Annotated in this window: 16 protein-coding genes; 11 read left to right on the plus strand and 5 right to left on the minus strand. The window is 52.9% G+C overall.

All coding sequences use genetic code 11. From position 1 onward, the window contains the following. The first annotated feature begins 16 nt into the window (after positions 1–16). Positions 17–688 (plus strand): peptide-methionine (S)-S-oxide reductase MsrA, encoded by a 672-nt coding sequence (gene msrA, locus ACP9M6_RS04950; protein WP_427454039.1) that lies wholly within the window; start codon positions 17–19, stop codon positions 686–688. On the opposite strand, the gene ACP9M6_RS04955 is transcribed toward msrA, so the two are convergent. Beyond that, positions 685–2154: an ArnT family glycosyltransferase gene (locus tag ACP9M6_RS04955; protein WP_427454041.1), complete on the minus strand. Its 1470-nt coding sequence runs from the start codon at positions 2152–2154 to the stop codon at positions 685–687. The genes msrA and ACP9M6_RS04955 overlap by 4 nt on opposite strands. 65 nt (positions 2155–2219) lie before the next feature. On the opposite strand from ACP9M6_RS04955, the gene ACP9M6_RS04960 reads away from it, so the two are divergent. From ACP9M6_RS04960 to prfA, 3 genes are read left to right on the plus strand one after another with little or no spacing between them, the layout of a single operon-like run. Beyond that, positions 2220–5798, plus strand: coding sequence for a mechanosensitive ion channel domain-containing protein (locus ACP9M6_RS04960; RefSeq protein ID WP_427454043.1), 3579 nt, complete (start codon positions 2220–2222; stop codon positions 5796–5798). An 11-nt stretch (positions 5799–5809) separates the two neighbouring features. Further along, positions 5810–7834 (plus strand): TonB-dependent receptor, encoded by a 2025-nt coding sequence (locus ACP9M6_RS04965; RefSeq protein ID WP_427454045.1) that lies wholly within the window; start codon positions 5810–5812, stop codon positions 7832–7834. 14 nt (positions 7835–7848) lie between these two features. Continuing rightward, the gene (prfA, locus tag ACP9M6_RS04970) at positions 7849–8913 is read left to right on the plus strand and encodes a peptide chain release factor 1 (RefSeq protein WP_427454046.1); all 1065 of its coding nucleotides are present in this window, start codon (positions 7849–7851) and stop codon (positions 8911–8913) included. A gap of 13 nt (positions 8914–8926) precedes the next feature. Here the strand turns inward: prfA and ACP9M6_RS04975 are convergent, their stop codons facing one another. Next, positions 8927–11083: a hypothetical protein gene (locus ACP9M6_RS04975; RefSeq protein ID WP_427454048.1), complete on the minus strand. Its 2157-nt coding sequence runs from the start codon at positions 11081–11083 to the stop codon at positions 8927–8929. A gap of 126 nt (positions 11084–11209) precedes the next feature. On the opposite strand from ACP9M6_RS04975, the gene ACP9M6_RS04980 reads away from it, so the two are divergent. Together ACP9M6_RS04980 and ACP9M6_RS04985 are read left to right on the plus strand one after the other, a co-directional pair. Continuing rightward, a complete protein-coding gene (locus ACP9M6_RS04980) occupies positions 11210–11392 on the plus strand; it encodes a hypothetical protein (RefSeq protein ID WP_427454050.1) in 183 nt (60 codons plus the stop codon). Continuing rightward, entirely contained in the window at positions 11393–11704 is a 312-nt protein-coding gene (locus tag ACP9M6_RS04985; protein ID WP_427454051.1) for a hypothetical protein, read from the plus strand. Between the two features lie 119 nt (positions 11705–11823). Here the strand turns inward: ACP9M6_RS04985 and ACP9M6_RS04990 are convergent, their stop codons facing one another. Further along, positions 11824–13014: an aspartate aminotransferase family protein gene (locus ACP9M6_RS04990; RefSeq protein ID WP_427454052.1), complete on the minus strand. Its 1191-nt coding sequence runs from the start codon at positions 13012–13014 to the stop codon at positions 11824–11826. 104 nt (positions 13015–13118) lie between these two features. Then, positions 13119–13958, minus strand: coding sequence for an ABC transporter permease (locus ACP9M6_RS04995; protein WP_427454054.1), 840 nt, complete (start codon positions 13956–13958; stop codon positions 13119–13121). Positions 13959–14113: 155 nt separating this feature from the next. Here ACP9M6_RS04995 and ACP9M6_RS05000 point away from each other — a divergent pair, with 155 nt between their 5' ends. The 4 genes from ACP9M6_RS05000 to ACP9M6_RS05015 all read left to right on the plus strand — a co-directional run bounded on the left by ACP9M6_RS05000 (position 14114) and on the right by ACP9M6_RS05015 (position 16525). Then, positions 14114–14626: a hypothetical protein gene (locus ACP9M6_RS05000; protein ID WP_427454056.1), complete on the plus strand. Its 513-nt coding sequence runs from the start codon at positions 14114–14116 to the stop codon at positions 14624–14626. Between the two features lie 267 nt (positions 14627–14893). Then, positions 14894–15466: a GcrA family cell cycle regulator gene (locus ACP9M6_RS05005; RefSeq protein WP_427454057.1), complete on the plus strand. Its 573-nt coding sequence runs from the start codon at positions 14894–14896 to the stop codon at positions 15464–15466. Positions 15467–15611: 145 nt separating this feature from the next. Next, entirely contained in the window at positions 15612–16004 is a 393-nt protein-coding gene (locus ACP9M6_RS05010) for a hypothetical protein (protein ID WP_427454059.1), read from the plus strand. 152 nt (positions 16005–16156) lie between these two features. Then, positions 16157–16525, plus strand: a complete 369-nt coding sequence (locus ACP9M6_RS05015) for a hypothetical protein (protein ID WP_427454061.1) — start codon at positions 16157–16159, stop codon at positions 16523–16525. A gap of 24 nt (positions 16526–16549) precedes the next feature. Here ACP9M6_RS05015 and ACP9M6_RS05020 read toward each other — a convergent pair whose 3' ends face one another. Then, on the minus strand, positions 16550–18094 hold the full coding sequence (locus ACP9M6_RS05020; protein ID WP_427454063.1) for a long-chain-fatty-acid--CoA ligase: 1545 nt from the start codon (positions 18092–18094) through the stop codon (positions 16550–16552). 143 nt (positions 18095–18237) lie between these two features. Here ACP9M6_RS05020 and ACP9M6_RS05025 point away from each other — a divergent pair, with 143 nt between their 5' ends. After that, the gene (locus tag ACP9M6_RS05025) at positions 18238–20088 is read left to right on the plus strand and encodes an autotransporter assembly complex protein TamA (RefSeq protein ID WP_427454065.1); all 1851 of its coding nucleotides are present in this window, start codon (positions 18238–18240) and stop codon (positions 20086–20088) included.

A 20088-nucleotide genomic window follows, 5' to 3' on the forward strand; every position in this document is an offset into this window, starting at 1 on the left:
CATGAATGATATGAGTATGAAAACACTATTTGTAACAACATCTATCCTTCTCATGGCTGCCTGCGCACCTGCGCAATCGGCTGAGAAATCTGACATAACAACTAGCGCAAATGTTGCGATCGCAACCGCCGGCCCACAAGCCCCCTATGAAATTACCCGCACGGACGGTTTGTCCGAAATGATTATCGCGGGTGGTTGTTTCTGGTGTGTGGAATCGGATTTTGAAAAACTTACCGGTGTGACCGAAGCTATTTCGGGTTATTCGGGTGGAACATTGGACAATCCGGATTATAAAACTGTCTCCTATAAAGAGACGGGGCATTATGAGGTCGTGAAAGTGATCTTTGATCCGACTGTCGTAACTTACCGTCAGCTGGTGGACCATTACTGGAAGACGGTTGATCCCACCGACCCGCGCGGTCAGTTCTGCGACAAGGGTAGCAGTTACCGTACTGCGATCTTCGCCACACCCGAACAGATGGCAGCGGCGCAAGCCTCCCGCAAAAACATTATCGAAACCAAACCTTTTGCGGCTGAGATCGTGACACCTATTTTACAGGCCGTGACGTTTTACGATGCGGAAGATTATCATCAGGATTATTACAAGAAAAACCCGGTTCGCTATAATTATTACCGGACAGGGTGCCGCCGCGATAAAACGCTCAAGAAGCTCTGGGGTGACTCCTAAGTCCTATCCTCACGTTCCGTGATTGAATAACCCGACGCTTCATAGAGATAGAGACGGCGGGTTTTTTTGGGCCCGAGATTAATTTCGAGCGTCTCGATTGGCGTGATCACCTCAAAATCTTCGCGGAAATAATCTGCGAAACTCTCATAATAAGACACGAGTAGAATCTTGCCGTCACCTTGCGGCAGCGTCTTTGTCAGGTCCGCATGATGTTTCGGCGTTGCATTTAACCGCCACATACGCAGCGGCGTTTCGCCGACGCCGTAATGTTCCAGATCGTAAAAGACGAGCCGGTTATCCGTTGCGATGAAATCGTAATCTTTCTCTGCGGCTTTAATCTCGACGGCCTTCGCCGTCTCAGGCCAAGCCCGCAGGCGCTTGACCGCATTATCCAGACCCAGCGCATCCACGCCAGCAGTTGTGGTAGCGGCCAAGCCGACAAAGAGCACGACCGCCGTTTGAACGGCCAAACCGCCCTTGAGCCAAGTCATGCGTTTTTTCGACTCTATAGCCCATAGCGCGACGAGAATAGGGGCTGCGCCATAAGCGGTCACCGCCCAATTCGCATTGGCGCGGGAGAGGAGGGCTTCGAGTGTAATTGCCAGCAGGGGCAGCATTGCAAATCCGGCTAACCATTTCGCAGGTGTGCTGAGTTTGGATTTAAACGTCGCAATAATCGCCAAAATGAGCATCGGGAAAACAACAATTCCGAATACGCCCAATTGGTCGATCCAAAAGGTCAGAACTTCCATCGGGTTAAACAGGTCCTGCTGCAGGTTTGCGTTCTCCGCCGTATGGGAAATCGTCGCGAAATTATTGGCCGCGTTCCACATCAGGTTTGGAGCAAGACAGGCCACGGCGATAAGCCCGGCGACACCACCTTTCGGGCCGAGCAAAGCCTTACGCGTGGGCGCATCAAACAGAACGGCCAAGACTAGAACTGGCGTGAAAAACGCCATGGCATATTTGGACAAGAGGCCAAGTCCAATGGCCAGACCCAGCTGAACCGCGCGGGGCCAAGTCGGATGCTCCCGCAAACAGGCCCAAGCGTGAAGCGCTGTCACCCAGAACAGCAGCAGAGTCGCATCGGTGCTAATAATGAAACTCGATAGCCAGACAGCAGGCATAAGCGTATAAATCAGGGCCGCCCAAAATCCGATCCGGGCTTCAAATATTTTAAGTCCCGTCAGGAAAATCATCCAGGACGTTGCGATATGGAGGAAGGGCGCGGCGAGGCGCACCGCCCATTCTTCGTTCCCGAAAATTGAGGTCGTACTCGCAATAACCCAAGCGATCATCGGGGGTTTAGAAAAATACCCGAAATCCAAATCCTGCGACCAGGCCCAATATTGCGCTTCATCCCCGTGCAAACCCCACGGCGCTACAAAAAGTCCAATCAGACGGATCGTCAATAATCCCGCTAAAACCAGGACCAATCGATTTCTATAGGTGCGCGGCGTCGTCATAACTCGCCTATGACCCGTCACCGCGCAGAAGGGAAGTGACGACCCCGTCACAAAGGGAGCGTGATGTGAAACAAAGTGCCGCTTTGCTTTACTTTTCCGACGCTTTGTCGTTCAAGACGCACATGGTCGCTTTCCGTCATATTTTTAGTCTTTTGGCCTGTCTGGTCATCGCTTGGCCAGCAATGGCGCAGGACATTCCGGCAGCGGTTGAGCCGACCTTTACGGCGCAGTCTTTGGAGACACGGATCAAGGCGTTGGAGGATCAGGTCGACCTTTCACAGGAACAGCGCGAGGTTGCGCAGACTGCCCTGCGGACCGCCGCGGACCGCTTGGCTGAAGCCACGCGTCAAACGGAACGGCGCGCCCAATTTGCGACCTCTGTTGAAAATGCGGCGACCATTCGGGCGGATATAAACCGTGAATTGGGCCAATTGCGCGATGTGCTGGCGAGTGACCCAGAGCCTATGAAACAGCCTAATAGTGAAGCCGAATTGTTTGATCTGGAACAGGACCTGATTGCGCGACAATCGGATCTCGCCGAGGTTACGTCCCGCTTGGAGGGGATTGACGATACATTGCAAACCCTCACGGCGCGACAGAGCACGGCACCGCGGGAATTGTCTGAGGCGCGCACGGCGCTGACAGATCTGCAAAACCGCTTGAACACATTGGGCGACGGTGAGCTGGAAACCTTGTCCGAAACACGCCGCACGGAATTGAGGGCGCGGGCGTGGTATCGCCGAAATCAAATTCGGGCCTTGGAACAGGAAATTGCGACTCTGCCCCTGCGTCAGGAATTGCTAACGGGTCGGCGTTCCGTGGCCGATTTAGAAGCCCAAATTTTGCGCCGTGAAGTACGGCTGATTGCCGAGCAAACCGGACAAAAACGAGTGAGAGACGCCCGCGATTTACGCAGTCGGATTTCGGCTGAGGCCGAGGCCGTCGCGGAAAGCCATCCGCTCGTCGCGAGTTTTGCGAAAACAAATCTCGACCTTGCCAATCAACTCGCGGAGCTTGCGGGCGTACCGATGGGAGACGAGGAGGAAGCACAACCCGAAGGCATGGAGGGCGAGACTGCACCGGAAACCTCGCAACGCACGGCCAATGTGCGCGGGCAATTACTGGATGTTGAGAGAAACCTCTCTGCCGCTGAAAAACTCGTCGAGCGGGGTCGTTTGGACCGGGAGGCCGGTGAAGTTTTGCGGCGTCTGGGCCGACAAGTCCGTTCTCCGGACAGTATCCGGGCGGATCTGCGTGAATCACGGGACGCCCTGACGACGGCGACACGGCAGGGCATCATTGCTCAGGAAGATTTGCGCGCCCTGCCCGTCGGGGCCTTTGCTATTGATGTGGCGATGGAGTCGGCACGGGATGATGCGCCTGCTCTGCCCGATCTGACGGAGACGGACCGCGACGCGTTAAATGATATCCTGACGACCAGACGGGACCTTCTCCAACAGGTTGTTTCTCAGGCGACGGCACAGTTTAATGATGTGTCGGAATTGGAAACGGCCCAAGTTGAATTATTGGAAAAGACGGAAAAGCTGCAATTGCTCTTGGATGAAAATCTACTCTGGGTTCGGTCCGTCCCGGCCATTGATAAGGATTTCCCGCGCAAAGTTATGCTGGGGGCGTTGGAACTCTTATCTGTCGAAAATATGCGATTGGCTGTGTCTGAATTCATTAATCAGGCCAGGACTTACTTTTTCATTGTTTTAGGTTTTCTGGTTGTCATCTTCCTATTTGCCCGTCTGCGTCCCGCCATTCGTGAGGATGTAAATAGACGCGCTAAGTTGGTGGGACGTGTCAAACAGGATAGTGCGTGGCATACACCGGCTGTGATTGCGGCAGGCATATTTAACTCTCTCCCACTCTCGCTCGCCTTCCTCCTGATTGCCTTACTCTATATTTTGTCTGAAAACCCAGACCGTCTGATTAAAGGGCTGGCAGATGGTTTTCTGTTCCTAGCATTGTTCAACTTTGTTTTTGCGACTTGGATTCGATGGGATCGGGAAAATGGTCTGTTCGACGCCCATTTCAAATTGCCGGATAATCTACGCCGGACAATCGCGATGAATCTGCGGTGGTTTGTTCCGGTCGTGGCGACGACGTCGACATTGCTGGCCGTGACTCGGGATATGACGGAGCAGAATATTGCGGAAGGATTTTCCGTTTTTGTGTTCATCTTAACGGGCTTGTCCATGATGGTCTTTGCCATACGTGTTCTCTGGGCGAAGCGCCGCGATATTGTGGGTTTCGTCGCGCCTGACACACCGATTGCCCGGTTCCGTGGACCGATTGCACTTGTTATCGTTGGGCTCCCGCTCATCTCGATCGGCTTGGCGGCTGCGGGTTATTATGAGAGCGCGGATGAACTACTCTGGCGGATGTTCCTTTCGGGCGGGCTTATCCTGCTGACCTATGTCATTTACGGGGCCATTCGCCGGGCGATTGTTGTCGCCCAAAGACAGATTAAATATCGCCAGGCCCTCGAAAAACGTGAGGCAGAGTTAAAAGCCCGACGCGAGAAGGAAGCCGCCGAAGAACGCGGTGATGAAGCCCCACCTCCACCGCCCGTCGATACGAAAGAAATTGATGTCACGACGATGACGCGTCAAACGTCTAAGCTCTTACAGACGGCAGTTCTGCTCGGATTTGCGGCCATACTCTGGTTGATCTGGTCCTCTCTTGTTCCCGCTCTGTCTATTTTTGACGGGTTTGAAGTTTGGAAGCTCGACACCGGCCGCACGGATGATCAGGGCAATACAATTGAACAAATTGTTTCGCTCTGGGATGTTGTGCAGGCGGGCGTGATTGTTGCGCTCACCTTTATTGCGGCGCGAAACCTGCCGGGTTTCTTGGAGATTTTTGTACTCAACCGCGTCGGTGTGGATGCCGGAACACGCTATGCCGTCACAACGATTTTGGGATATATTATCGTCGCCGTCGGTATCTTTGTCGGTTTTAATCAATTGGGTCTGCAATGGGGACAATTGAAATGGATTGCGACGGGTCTGTCTGTTGGTATCGGCTTTGGTTTGCAAAAGATCATCGCGAATTTTGTCTCCGGTCTCATTATTCTATTTGAACGTCCGATTAGGATTGGCGATTATGTCACGATTGGCGATCAGTCGGGCACGGTCAGCCGGATTAAGATCCGCGCGACGACGCTCAAGGATTTGGATAATCTTGAAATCCTGATTCCGAATGAAGCCCTGATTTCCGAACGGGTGACGAACTGGACACTGTCCTCCTCGATCACGCGTCTGATCGTGAATGTTGGAATTGCCTATGGGTCCGATACGGATGCCGCGCGAGAGATCATGCTGGATGCGGTGAAGACCCTGCCAAAGGTTCTATCGACGCCGCCGCCCAATGTCCTCTTCATGGGTTTTGGCGACAGTTCTCTGGATTTCGAAATTCGCATCTTCCTTAGTAGTTTTGATGACCGTGTACCAATGACCCATATTGTTCATACGGAAATCAATAAAGCACTGGAGGCCGCAGGCATCCCGATCCCGTTCCCGCAACGCGATCTGAATATTGTCAGTCAGGGCGTCCCGCTCGAAATTCGAACAAAAGCGCCGCCCGCGCGTAAGAAGACCAGCGGTAAAACATCACCGCCGAAAACGTCTCTGAATTAAGGTTTCCAAAGATGAGAATATTTTTACTCGCAAGCGCTGCGGTGCTTGTCTCAGTTTTACCTGCGGCTGCACAAGTCTCAGAGTATGATGAAGAGGTTATTCTTTTAGGTATCATGCCTCTTGAAGTCGGTGATATTGTTGTCGCCAAAGGCGTGCAGTCATTGACGTCGGAGCAACCCGAGACAATTGATGTCATCATTCCGACCTCGCCCGAAGGTCTGACTCTCGCCCATCCGGCGGAAATTCTGAACACGGTTGCGGGCGTGAATATCCACCGCGGTTCGGGGCAGGAACATCTGACGGCGATCCGCTCGCCTGTTCTGACGGGCGGGGCGGGGGCTGGCAGCTTTCTCTACACATTGGACGGCGTGCCGCTTCGCGCGGCAGGCTTTGCCAATGTAAATGGTTTGCTCGAGGCTCCGACGGAATTAGCGAATACAATTGAAGTTTTCAAAGGTCCGGGCCCCGCAGATTATGGCTCCAACGCTGTGCATGGCTTGATTAATGTCGTTTTAGGAGAGCCGGGTCGGGGCGAGAATACGTTCTCTGTTCAAGCTAGCAGTCGTGGGTTTGTGAATACTACTCTGGTTACAGATGTGACGCAGAATTTGCGCGTCTCTGCCGATATTTCACATGATAGCGGCTTTCGCGACGATAGCGGATTTGACCAGCAAAAACTGGCGGTTCAACACGTAATACAGTTGGGCAATTGGGATATTTCCAGCCTTATCGCCCTCAATAATTTGAACCAAGAAACGGCAGGATTTCTTCAAGGCGATGACGCCTATCTCGACCGCGATCTCATAACGACCAATGCCTTTCCCGAAGCCTTCCGCGACACGCAAGCCCTGCGCGGACAAATCAAGGCGCAACGCGAAACTGACCTTGGTACGCTGATCCTCCAACCCTATGCCCGTCGTACGCAGCAGCGTTTCCTTCGCCATTTTGTGCCCGGACAAGCGCTGGATAAAAACGGCCATACGAGCTTCGGTCTGAAATCCGGTCTATACGGAGATGGCTGGAGCGCAGGCGTTGACGCGGAATATACATCCGGTTTTCAATATGAATTTCAAGAGAATCCAAACCGGTTTAGTTTCGTTCAAGGGCTTCACTATGATTACGAAGTTGACGCGATTGTTCTCGCGGGTTTTGCGACGAAAGACTTTGAAATCGGTGATCGCGCAACGCTCCATTTCGGCGCACGCGGTGAATATACGTCCTACGATTATGATAATCAGGTCGAGGCAGGACAGTCGGGCCGTTTCATTCGGGCGGCGGACCGCACCGATGATTATTTCACCCTAACGCCCAAGCTTGGCCTGACCTATGATCTGGAAGACGTTACGTTCTTTGCCCGAGCAGCCAGAGGTTCTCGCGCACCACAGACGTCTGATCTTTATTCCGCACAGCAAAACCAAGTGCCGGGCGAGGCCGAAGTTGAAACACTGGACAGTCTCGAAGCTGGTTTGCGTGGGGACTTAGGTCGCGGAAATTTTGAAATCACGGGTTTCACAATGTGGAAGGATAATTTCTTCTTCCGCAATGCGAATGGGTTCAATGTTGTAAATGGCAAGACCCGGCATGAAGGTATTGAGGCGAGTTTTGATCTATCGCTTGGCAAAGGTTTTTCATTGAACGGCGCAGGGACGCTCGCCCGTCACACTTATGACTTCACAGAAGACGTGGGCAGTGCCGCCAATAATATCACCGATGGCGACCGTGTGGATACGGCGCCCGATACGCTGGGTAATCTCTCGCTGCACTATGATGGCGACCGCGCGGGGGGCTATCTCCGCTGGACCCATGTTGGTGAGTATTTCACCAATCCAGGCAATACGAATGACTATCCCGGCCATGATATTTTTACACTGGGCGGGCAGGTTGATTTGACCGAGGCGCTGCAGTTTTCTCTGCGCATGGATAACCTCTTCGATATCCGTTATGCAGACCGCGCGGATTTCGCCTTTGGCAATGAACGTTTCTTCCCCGGACGCCCGCGAACCGTATTTGCGGGTTTGACCGTATCGCTCGACTAGACTAACCCGCGCTCATGCATATCCCAGATATAAAACTCGCCCAAGTCGTTGACCGTTTCGACCAGATTACAGCCCGTATGGGGGCGACCACGGATAGTGATGAAATTGTGCAACTCGGCAAGGATTATGCCGAGCTTCGACCCGTTGCTGAGGGCGTGAAAAAGCTAATGGATGTGCGGGCGGAGATGGAAGAATTAGAATCTATGCTGGACGATCCTGAAATGGGTCCGATGGCGAAGGAAGAAATCCAAACGCTGAAAGACACTTTGCCGGAATTGGAGAAGGAAGTGTCGCTCCTCCTCCTGCCTAAAGATAAGGATGACAACGCCTCCATCGTGCTCGAAATCCGGGCGGGGACGGGCGGCGACGAAGCCGCAATTTTCGCCGGCGATCTCTACGCCATGTATGCGCGCTATGCCTCCTTGCAAGGCTGGAAGGTCGAGATTGAGAGCGAGAACGAAGCCGATATGGGCGGCTATAAGGAAATCGTTGCCTCCGTCTCCGGTGCGGGCGCCTATGGTAAAATGAAATTTGAATCCGGTGTTCACCGCGTGCAGCGTGTGCCCGTCACCGAAACACAGGGGCGTATTCATACCTCTGCGGCGACTGTCGCCGTCCTGCCCGAACCTGAAGATATCGACACGGGCTTCTCTATGAATGATGTCCGCGTCGATACGATGCGCGCCTCCGGTGCGGGCGGACAGCATGTGAACAAGACCGACTCCGCGGTTCGTATGACTCACGTCCCGACAGGCGTTGTCGTTGTCTGTGATGCAAAGTCCCAGCACATGAACCGCGCCAATGCGGAACGCCTGTTGAAGATGAAACTCTACGATATGGAAAAGCAGCGCATGGATGCCGAACGCGCCGAGGAACGGGCGGGACAAGTCGGCTCCGGGGATAGGTCCGAGCGGATCCGTACCTATAATTATCCGCAGGGCCGCGTGACGGATCACCGGATTAATTTGACGCTTTATAATTTGGATAAAATCGTGGCGGGCGACGCGCTCTCTGACGTCGTCGATGCTTTGATTGCCGAAGACCAAGCCGCCCGTCTCGCACAAATGGAAGCCGGATAAATTACATCACGGCCTATTCGGGTGGATCGGTTTCGTCGAAACGTCTGATTTCACCTTTTTCGGGATAGCCAAAAATCAATCCATTAAACGCATTATCCCGATTAGAGCCTGACACAGATCTTGTCGCGTAAACGAGAGCGGCGCCCAGTCCGACTTCGAGATAGGTTGCGTCTAAGGGCACACTCGGATCGCCAAAGAATGGTCGAGGAAAGGCGACAGCCTGCGGTGTGCCCGGCGTCGCAACAATCAGATAAGATTCAAAGCCCTCGTCGAACCTGCGCACCGCTAAATCTGTCGGAACGCCCAATGACCAGTGACCCGTGCGTATTAGAATATCTTCGACCATAGGTCGTGTTCTGCTGTCCGATTGGTCGAAGATATAAAGAAGGCTGTGTTTGCCTTCCCGCATGCCATCGCTGACGATAATAGCTGTGGTGCCGAACGAATTTATCTCTTCCAAGCCTTTTACAAAACTCTGCGTGTTTGGGTCGAGGCCCGTTTCTGCAATCCGAAATGTAGGCGTCAGTGTCAGTATCCCGGCCTCATTGTCCCGAATTTCGAAACCTTGAATACTGAAATCCTCGGCTCTAATGGCTAAAAAGTCCGTAGCGCTGGAATTCCTGCCACTTGCAATCAACGCTCTTGGAAGGGTCAGGGCGCAATAATCATGACCGTCATTAATGCTGCTCTGGAGTGTCAAGGAAGTGAAATCCGGCTCAAGAAACCCGTTTTCAGCTTCTGCCAAGCTATAGCTATAAAGATCGACCCCGCCTTTTCGACCGATAATAATGACTCCGCCAGCGCTGGAAAAGCCTGCAGAGACCATTTCCACAGCACAGGCTGCATCCACATCAAGCTTGCCGGTGATCGAAAAATTGGCTGCACTGGTGTTTGAGGTATCCAATTGCAGGAAAGTGATACCGTCGGACTCGGTGAGGAAGTAAAGCCCGAAACGACCTTCTTCCAATTGTAATCCGCGTTCGAACTGGGGCGATATAAGCGGGGTTGATCCCTCAATAAAATCGGCGCTGGCATTGACCCTGACAGCGCGAAGACCAACAGGTCCGGCATCGCTTTCACTTACGGCAATCAATCCCTGACTTCCGGGATTGAGAACATCGTCAATCGCGAATAATTCACCGTCAACTGACAAAGATTTGTCGATTTCAAACGTGACGGGAAAGGCGGGCGTCTGCTCTACATTGCGTAGATTGATATCGACGCGCTGTGATGAAACATCGCGGCCATCGCTAACTTGGACCTCCAGTGTGACGACACGATCGGTGTCCACCTCCGGAGCTTCGGTCGTAAAGGTTTCACCCGCTCCGTCCAAATTGAGCGCGGGACCTGCGATCTGAATATATGTAAAGGTGAGGGGGTCGCCTTCCGCATCGGTTGAGGCGGACGCATCAAACGTGACGTCGACTCCTTCATCCACATCGTCTGGCGTCGCGACCAAAGAGGCGACGGGTGCATTATTGTTCAGAATGTTGATGTCGACGGTTTCCACTGCGACGTCGCGGCCGTCATCGACACTGACGTCTACAGTCAGGACTATATCCGTATCGACATCCGGTGCGGTAAAACTTGCCATCGATCCTGTCTGGCCTGAAAGATCTATATCGGGGCCTGATGTAATCGTATATCTATATGTCAGCACGTCGCCCTCTTCGTCCGAAGATGTCGAGGCGTCGACCGTAATCACTTCGCCCTCGCGTACAGTTGTCGCTCCGGTTGTCAGAATTGCGGTCGGGGCGGCATTATTCAAAATTGTGATATCCGCTGTTGCCGTTGCGCTGGCTCGACCATCACTGGCTGTGACCTGTATCGTTGCGGTTGTATCCGCATCCACGGCAGGGGCTGAACCCATACCGGTCGTACCGGAAACGGAAAGGCTTAACTCTGGCCCAGCCGTCGTGGCCAATGTGAAAGTGAGCGCGTCTCCATCGGGATCAGAGCCGGAAATATCAAAGGATAAAGCGTCTGCTTCACGGATTTCTGTGGGAACGTTTGTAAGCGTCACAGTTGGAGCGCGGTTAGCGGCTGGCGGGGGCGGTGTGGTTGGAGCACTGCTGCCGCCATCGCCACCACAGGCCGCTAACACGCTGGCTAATCCCGTAATCAAACCACAACGCGCGAGACGTCCTCCGGTTATTTTGTATGTCGTCACCTTGTATCCCCCAAAATGCACTCCCCCTTTTGCAAGTAACAGAGATTATGCCCATCACAAGACCCGTTTAATCCACTTGCGTTGGAGATTTCGCTCCTCTAGCAGCGGCTCGAAACTTGCTGGTAGATGCTCATGACATCCGATCGTAAATCCAAACTCGCTCTCTATGCCGTCCTAATGGTCGTCATCATCGCGGGGGCCATCTTTCAACAAAAATTTTCAATCGGGAAAATTGACCGCTGCGAAGTGGGCGGTGGGACGTGGGATCATGACCGTCGGGTTTGCGTGAGCGAGGCGGACGTCAATTAAATGTACTGCGTCTCCTACCGCTTCCAATTGCTCTCGAATAACTCCGAGACGCGGCGTCAGTTTATTGCGGTCTGGTCGGGCATTACGGAATTTTTTCGGGATGATTGCGGGGCGCTTGGGTCACGCCTGCATTACGGAAATGACGGTGCGTTCTATGCCTATGCGCAATGGCCTGATGTCGAGACCATGACAGCCTCGCAAGAGGTTGAGGTGACATCGGAATTTCTTGCGCTCCGCGTGAAATGGGCGGAACTCTGCGGCCCGAGTGAGGTGCTGTGGGAGGGGGAGGTTTTGGCGGATATGTTGGTTTGATCGTCTAATATTTGCCATTATCCGACTTGATCAGACAATCTATTCGACGAGTTTTAAATTTCGATGGATTTCCGAATGGATCCTCCGGTCAAGCCGGAGGATGACATATTCAGAGAGATTTAACCCGCCGCCTTCACATCAATCAGCGTCTTGCGAAGCGCATCAATCGCCTCGCGGACGTGATCTTCGGTGATGATCAGGGGTGGGGCCATGCGCAGGACATTGTCGCCCGCCGTGCCGACCAGCAAATTATGGTCGAGCGCTTTAACTTTCACATCCACATTCGGGACTTTCATTTGCAGACCCATCAACAGGCCTTTGCCGCGCAATTCCTCGATCATGTCCGGAAACTCGTCCTTTAGGCCTTCAAATTGTTGTTTCAGGAAGTTCGAGACTTTCACGACATTGTCGAGAAACTCTTCCTCTTCCATCAGGTCGAGCGCCGCATTGCCGACCGCAATCGCCATCGGGCCGCCGCCATAGGTCGAGCCATGCGTGCCGGGCACCATATATTGCGCGGCCTCTGCGGTCGCGAAACAGGCGCCGAGCGGATAGCCGCCGCCAATGCCTTTGGCCGCGGCCATGATGTCTGGATGACCGCCTTCGACCCATTGGTGGGCAAAGAGTTTACCCGTTCGTCCCGCGCCGCATTGCACTTCATCATAGATGAGCATCAGGCCGTGTTCGTCACAGAGTGCGCGTAGTCCGCGGAGACATTCCGGCGGCAGCGGACGGAGCCCGCCTTCGCCCTGAACGGGTTCGACGAGGATCGCGGCGGTGGTCTCGGAGATCGCCTCTTTCAGGGCTTCGTGATCGCCAAATTCCAGATTGATAAAGCCGGGAATGGCAGGGCCAAAGCCCTTCATATATTTCGGATTACCACCCGCCGTGACGGTGGACATCGTGCGTCCGTGAAATGCGCCGCTAAAGCTGATGATATCGACGCGTTCCGGATGGCCGCTATCATGTTGATAGCGCCGCGCGGTTTTCATCGCGCATTCGACCGCTTCCGCACCTGAGTTCGTGAAAAAGACTTTGCCAGCCCAACCCAGATGATCGCAATAGCGTTCCGCCAGACGCTCTGCGCCCTCGACCCTGAACATGTTTGACAGATGCCAGAGTTTTGACGCCTGCGCGTTCAGGACTTCGACAAGTTTCGGATGCGCATGACCCAATCCGGACACGGCGATCCCTGCGATAAAGTCGAGATATTTGTCCCCGTCTTCGGTATAGAGATAAGGGCCCTCACCGCGCACAAATTCCTGTGCGGGCGGGCGGTAGCAATCATAAATGTGGTTATTGGCAGCCATGTGAACTGTCCTTGAGAAGCATATCAATCCGACGGTCTGCGCAAAGCATCAACACGGCGGGTAAGGCCCTAGCATATGAGAGCTATAGCGGATGGCAACCGAAATTAAGACTTGATGCGCCAACCGCTTTTCAACACGCGCAGGACGATCACGAAGAGGATCAGATTAATGGCCGCCGTTAACGCGACCCCGATCATAACATTACCGTCCGCCTCGCCGAGGAAGCCGTAGCGGAACCCGTCAATCAGGTAGAAGAGCGGGTTACACAGGCTGATCGTTTGAAAGACAGGCGGCAGGATTTCGATTTTGTAAAATGTACCTGAGAGGTAGGAGAGCGGTAGAATGACGAATTGGTTCACGACGGCGAGTTGATCAAATTTCTCCGCCCACACACCGGATAACACACCGATCATACCCAGCATGACGGCTGCACTGATCCCGAAATAAAGGACCGCCCAGAGTTTTACCGGAATGAGTGGGGTAAAGAAAATGGACAGCGCAATCGCCGTCACAAAGGCGACCAAAATGCCGCGCGTCGCCGCCCCGCCAATATAACCCAGCGCGAGTTCGATATAAGACAGCGGCGTCATCAAGACATCATTGATGGAGCCCATCATCTTGCCCGTCATGATAGAGGAAGACGAGTTGGCCGAAGCATTGTTGAGAATGCCTAACATGACGAGACCCGGCGCCAGGAAGACAACGAAACTATCGGTCGCCGTGCCTTCGCCAATTCCGCGCGTTTGCGCAAAGGCGAGCACGAAAACCGTCATAAAGAGCAGGTTTGAAATAATCGGCGCGAGAATGGTCTGCGGCATGACTTTCCAGAACCGTTTGACCTCTTTCACATAAAGCGTGCGTAGCCCCATCCAGTTCAGCAAACCATATGTACGCCTTTGAGGGACTGTGGCGGATAGATTGAGGGAGTCGGGCTGTTCAGTCATATGCGGGCCATACGCCGCGTTCGGTCATATCGCAATATGGAACAAAACCCGGTTCCATTGATTGTTTTAGGGTATTCATGACGTCCAACACATCGGTCCAATTCGATAAGACGTATGAAATACAGGTTTTACATATTCATTTTGGAGATTTTTTTATGAGTTCAGACGCTAAATTCGATCAATATATTGTGGCCCATGTTCGCGACGGCGAGACATTGGACGCGCTTGTCCAGGCGTTAGAAACAGGCGGTTTTGATCGGGCACAGCTTTCTGTTTTATCGCGGGAAGGGACCTCCGATCCGTTCAATCACGAGAGTGAAGCCGTCGAGAAACCTGATGACCGTCAGCAATTTCGTGTCCTTGTGACATCTTTTTCCGCGGCCGTGGCCGGCATGGCCGGAGCGGGTCTGGCGGCTGCCATTACGGGCGGCATGGCAATCCCCGCAATCATTACAGGTGCAGTCGCAGCGGGAGGCGTGGCAACTGTTTCAGAAACACTTGGCGTCAATTACGCGAAGGGGCACGAGGAATGGATACATCGCCAGATGGCGATGGGGGGCGTTTTGTTGAACATCTTTCCGCGTACAGCGCAGGAGGGTCAAAAGGCCGTTGAGCTGTCCCGTAAATATTGTGGGAATGCGATCTTACACAGTTACGACGAAGACTAACGCCGTCTTCGAGACAAATCTGCTAGATATAAAGACGTCTGGTCAAACGGGCGTCTTTTTTTGAGATAAATCCGACTTCTCCACAGCAAATCGAATCAGACCCTGTGCTTTTCTGTGGAGAACCTGACCCTTCATCTTGTGGTGAAACCCTCGGTCCTTACGATATATAGTGTTGGAGAGTGTTATCGCTCTTCCTAAAATATTCACCGGAAATTGGCTGAAATCCCGTCGGATTGCGCCTTTGCCGTCAGACATTAGAGGTTAAACATGGCTTGGACAGACGATCGCGTTGCGACATTGACGAAACTCTGGGCAGATGGATTATCGGCCTCGCAAATTGCGAAACAATTGGGCGGCGTGACTCGCAATGCCGTGATTGGGAAGGTCCATCGTCTGGGTCTGTCCGGTCGGGCGAAACCCTCCAGCCCGGCCCGCAAAGCAGCGGCCGCGAAGACGGCAGCAAAAGCGCCAAAGGCGGCCGCCCGAAGTTCAACGGCGACACCGAAGCCGAAAGTCAAAACGGTCCGCGCTCCGTCTGCGCCGCGCACGCCCAGCGTCATTGTCAAAGCGTTGAAAGCGCCGGAGCCGCCGCTCGAGGCCAAGCCCATGTCCAATGGGGAATTTGCAACAATTCTGACGATTACGGATCATATGTGTAAATGGCCGATTGGCGATCCGGGCGCAGATAATTTCCGCTTTTGCGGGCGCAAGACGGATCCGGAAGAGCCCTATTGCCTCGCCCATAGCCGCGTCGCCTATCAACCCTCACGTCGTCGCGGCGCGAGTTCCAATACAAAGAATTTTGGACCCCAACCGACCAGCCGGAAGCGTTTGCGCTAAGGACGCCGTAGGCATTTGAATAAGAAAAGCCTGGTCTCGCGACCGGGCTTTTTTGTTTAATATGACAGCTGCGATTTGGCCTTATTAAGGCAATGTTCACCACAAACGCTCACTCTTCATAAATTACGGAGGGAACGGCGAGATTATGAATGCAAAAAACTGGGACGATACGCTTCACTTACTCTGCATGATGATTCTAGTGGATGGAAAAGTTTTCGAGGAAGAAGTCGAAGCCTTCAAAGATGCCGCAATCGCCTTAAAAGATATCGTCAATCCTAAACTCATGCTGACACGGCATATGGCCGGAGATTGGTTCGCGCTCCACCGTGACGATATTGCGATTCGAGTCTCACCTGTTTTCTATGACAGCAGTCTGTCCGGAATTCTAAAAAGTCTGGATACGGCTGAAAACAAGAAAGAGCTCATATTCGCGTTGCTGAAGGTTGCGATGTCAGATGGGCGAAAACACATTTCTGAACAGAAGTTGCTTTTCTCTGCTTGCGCGGCCTGGAATCTGGATGTTGACCTTGCAAGCTAGAATCAATTTGAGGATGAATAAGTCTTATCTATCAACTCATTAGGATGGGTTTGCAAGGATATTGATGACCGTTAACCATAATAAAAATAATATTCAGGGTTAGTTCAATAGAAGCTCCCTAGAGATCAATTATCGAAACAGAGGAACGTCCAGTGCCCAATTGCAAATCTATCGGATTACCCGTCATTATCGCTGCTTGTTGCCTGTTTTCTACGGCGGCAAACGCACAAACTTCCTCTGAAATTCTGAAGATTGAAAATACCGCATCGTCTCCTGTGACTAGCACGGAAAATGAAACCGCAGCACCGTTGGTACCCAAACGTTACAAGGTGAAACGCGTTGTAGAGCCTGTGCCGGTAAGAGCTACCGGCCTGTCAGCGCCAGTCACAAACGCATATGGGCGCAAGGTTCTTGTTAATCAGATCGACAAAACCGACCTAAGTCGTTTTGTTTATAAAACTGAACCCAAAAAGACACAGACGCCGGTTTATTTCAGCGCAGAATCTCTCAAATCTAAGTAATTTATCCGCTTGATTATTTAGATCCTACTCCGGCGCTTTGATGTCTGCGTATCGATCCCGCAGCGCGCGTTTCAGGATTTTACCGCTGGGCGTGCGCGGAATGACATCGGTGAAACGGACGACCTTGACGGATTTGAAACTGGCTAGTTTTGTTTTGGTCATTGCGATGAGTTCTGCTTCTGAGACCTCAGACCCCTGTGCGCGCACGATAACGGCCATGGCACTCTCGCCCCATTTCTCCGACGGAATACCGATCACAGCAGCATCTGCCACACCGTCATGCGACAGCAGGACATTTTCAATTTCGGCCGGATAAACATTTTCGCCACCGGAAATCAGCATGTCTTTCAACCGTTCGACGATGGTCACGAACCCATCCTTATCCGCCACGCCGACATCGCCGGAATGCAGCCAACCATCGACGATCGTTTCCGCTGTCGCGTCGGGGCGGTTCCAATAGCCGACCATATTATTGGGCGCGCGCATGCAGACTTCGCCGGACACACCCGGTGGACATTCCGTGCCGTCCGGGGCCGTGATACGGACTTCGGTGAAGAAATAGCCTTTGCCGGTGGAACCTGGATGCGCCGCCGCGTCCTCGCCCAAAATAAGACAGCCCGGCCCGCAGGTTTCGGTCATGCCGTAAACCTGATTGATTGCGATATCCATTTTCGCGAAATCCTCGATCATGGAGACGGGAACAGGGGCCGCGCCACTGACCATGGACCGCATGGTAGAGGCGTCATGTTTGGCCGGATCATAGACGGCCTTCATCGCCTGCAACATGGCGGGCACGAGCAGCGTATTTGTGATCTTCTCGTCACCAATAAGCTCCCAGCTTTTTACAGGATCAAAACTCTTGGTAATGACGAGGCGGGAAGCAGAATAAATTGATTGGAATGCTGGCGTCAGCGCTCCGACGTGAAAGAGGGGGAGGGAGAGCAATGTTGTCTCGTCAATCCCCGTCTCATTCGTCGCCATCATATTCGATATCGCGGCAAAGACCGAATTATGGCTGTGCATAACCCCCTTGGGAAGGCCCGTTGTCCCGGAGGTATACATGATGAAGAGCAGGTCATCATTACCGCCCGCGATTTCCGGTTCAACTTGAGATTGACCGTCTGTCAAACGTTCATAATCTTTGGCAAAGCTCGCCGTTTCACCGCCGACTTGGATGTAGCGCAGAATATCGGTCTTAGGTCCGCGCGATTTAATCTCCGTGACTTGCCCACCAAATTCAGGCCCAAATATCAGCGTTGTTGTGCCGCTATCTTTCAGCATGAATTCCAACTCATCTGGCGTCAGACGCCAGTTTAGCGGAACAAGGGTCGCGCCGAGCTTAGCCGTTGCAAAGAACGTCTCAATAAATTCAACACCATTCATCAGCAGGATGGCAATCCGGTCTCCCGCAGAAACCCCCTCCGCCCGCAGGGCATGGACGAGACGGTTGGTCCGGTGATTGAGGTCTAAATAGGTAAAGCGACGACCGCTGGCGGCTTCGACCAGGGCTTCACGCCTTGGCATTCTTTTGGTCCGGAAGGCGAGTGTCTGCCCGATATTGATATTCATATTATTCCCCATCACTGACTCCCATTTGTGGTTAAGTCTCTGTCACTTGCACTCTTATGTCATCTGGTTACAGGGCTGTACAGGCGGGAACCTTTTTCTGTCCGAAAGCGTAATTAGCTTAAATAAGGAACCGATTAGGCCGAATGTTCAGACGATTAAAATATGGCGTGGCCTGTGTCGCGCTACTGGCGTCAGGCGCGGCTGTCGCAGCGGAACCGATCGTCGTCATCGAATCCGATCTTCCGGAAGCGCAGTCTGAATTATTGCGTGATGTTCTGGGTGATGTCGAGGCGCCCGCACGCTCCGTTGCACAGGCCCGCCGCCGCGTCGTCAGCGCCGCTAAATCCGCCCGCTCTGTCATGCGGAGTCAAGGCTATTATGATGCAAAAATCGTAGCGGAAGTCATCGAAACTAAGGCCGAGGCCAGAGAGATCAATGCGGAGAATGAACCCCTGGTCGATGACGCGGAAATCCGACGTCCACCCCAAGCTATTTTGCGCATTATTGGCGGCGAACAATTCACTTACGGAACGCTGAATATTTCTTTTGAGGATGGTGAGCCAGACTTAAAAAAACCTCTGATATCTGAAATTGTTATAAAAACGGGTGAACCTGCGGAAGCCGCCCGGGTTATCGCGACTGAGCTTCGCCTGATTAATTACCTTCAGACGAAGGGATATCCAGAAGCCAAAGCCCTGACCCGGGAAACGATTGTCGATCACGCCATGAAAAGAATGAATGTGACGTTCAGAATCGCGACAGGCCGAAAAACCCGTTTTGGGACGATCAAAAAGACCGGAACGGCGAAACTCGCCGAAGGTTGGCCAAACATGATTGCGCCTTTTGAAACCGGAGATGAGTTTAACATCGCGAAGATGAACCGCTTGGCGGCGCGTGTCACGGCGACAGGTGTTTTTGACGGCGCGGTGGCGACACTGGCAGATGAAGTAACAGAGAACGCAGATGGCACCGTCACACGCGATGTGATTTTAGATGTCGAACAGGGTGATGTGAATACGATCTCGGGCGAGGTCGGTTATTCAACCTCTGACGGGACGGGCGTAGAGGTCACCTATGAGCGCCGGAACTTTATCGGCTATGCACAGACGCTGGAATTGCGCGGGACGGCAAAAACGAATGAAATCAGTGCGGGTGTGGCTTATAACATACCTTATGCTTGGCGGGATGATCGGGAGTTGGATTTTGACGCCGAAGTCGCGAGATTAGATACGGAAGCCTTTGAAGGTGAACGCGTTAAAGGCAGTTTATTGGGCACACAGAAATTCTCTCGCAAATTCCGAGTCGGGCTGGGTCTCGGCCTGGAAGCCTCACAATTCGAACAGAACGGCGAAGATGTCCGCGCCTATCTTGTCGAAGGTTTGGGTCGCGCCGTTTTTGATAATCGTGATAATGTTTTAAATCCGGAGACAGGCTTTAATATTGAGGGCTCAATCGTCCCGACTTATAACTTTGGCGATGAGGCGGGGTCGTTCACGACACTGCGATTGGGCGGCTCTACCTATAAGCGTGTGAGTGATAAATTCATTCTGGCGGGTCGTGTTGGCACGGGAACCATTCTCTCCAAAGATTTTGCAACCGTGCCGCAAAACCGTCGTTTCTATGCGGGCGGTGGCGGTTCGGTGCGTGGATTTGAATATCAAACGATATCTCCGCGCCGAAACTTTACCGCATTAAATGATGAGGGCGAATTGGTTGAGGACTTTGAACGTATTGGTGGACGGACGCTGATCGAAGGTTCCGCTGAAATCCGCTATAAGGGCGAGGGGCCGATAGGTTATGTTGGTTTTGTCGATGCGGGTACGGTATCTCGTGAACAGGCGTCGGGTTTGGACGATGTACGCTTTGGGGCGGGCATGGGTGTGCGCTATTATACAAGTTTTGCGCCGCTCCGTGCAGATATCGCAATTCCCATAAACCCTCGCTCCGGTGACGCGGATTTCCAGCTTTATATTTCCATCGGGCAAGCTTTTTAA

Origin of the sequence: Litorimonas sp. WD9-15 (genome assembly GCF_050271975.1) — a bacterium.
Lineage (GTDB): Bacteria > Pseudomonadota > Alphaproteobacteria > Caulobacterales > Maricaulaceae > Litorimonas.

Coding starts and splice junctions, on each gene's coding strand:
- ACP9M6_RS05000 (WP_427454056.1), top strand. CDS start 14,114: ATGAGTTCAGACGCTAAATTCGATCAATATATTGTGGCCCATGTTCGC.
- ACP9M6_RS05005 (WP_427454057.1), top strand. CDS start 14,894: ATGGCTTGGACAGACGATCGCGTTGCGACATTGACGAAACTCTGGGCA.
- ACP9M6_RS05020 (WP_427454063.1), bottom strand. CDS start 18,094: ATGAATATCAATATCGGGCAGACACTCGCCTTCCGGACCAAAAGAATG.
- ACP9M6_RS04995 (WP_427454054.1), bottom strand. CDS start 13,958: ATGACTGAACAGCCCGACTCCCTCAATCTATCCGCCACAGTCCCTCAA.
- ACP9M6_RS05010 (WP_427454059.1), top strand. CDS start 15,612: ATGAATGCAAAAAACTGGGACGATACGCTTCACTTACTCTGCATGATG.
- ACP9M6_RS04965 (WP_427454045.1), top strand. CDS start 5,810: ATGAGAATATTTTTACTCGCAAGCGCTGCGGTGCTTGTCTCAGTTTTA.
- ACP9M6_RS04990 (WP_427454052.1), bottom strand. CDS start 13,014: ATGGCTGCCAATAACCACATTTATGATTGCTACCGCCCGCCCGCACAG.
- ACP9M6_RS04985 (WP_427454051.1), top strand. CDS start 11,393: ATGTACTGCGTCTCCTACCGCTTCCAATTGCTCTCGAATAACTCCGAG.
- ACP9M6_RS04980 (WP_427454050.1), top strand. CDS start 11,210: ATGCTCATGACATCCGATCGTAAATCCAAACTCGCTCTCTATGCCGTC.
- msrA (WP_427454039.1), top strand. CDS start 17: ATGAAAACACTATTTGTAACAACATCTATCCTTCTCATGGCTGCCTGC.
- prfA (WP_427454046.1), top strand. CDS start 7,849: ATGCATATCCCAGATATAAAACTCGCCCAAGTCGTTGACCGTTTCGAC.
- ACP9M6_RS05025 (WP_427454065.1), top strand. CDS start 18,238: ATGTTCAGACGATTAAAATATGGCGTGGCCTGTGTCGCGCTACTGGCG.
- ACP9M6_RS04955 (WP_427454041.1), bottom strand. CDS start 2,154: ATGACGACGCCGCGCACCTATAGAAATCGATTGGTCCTGGTTTTAGCG.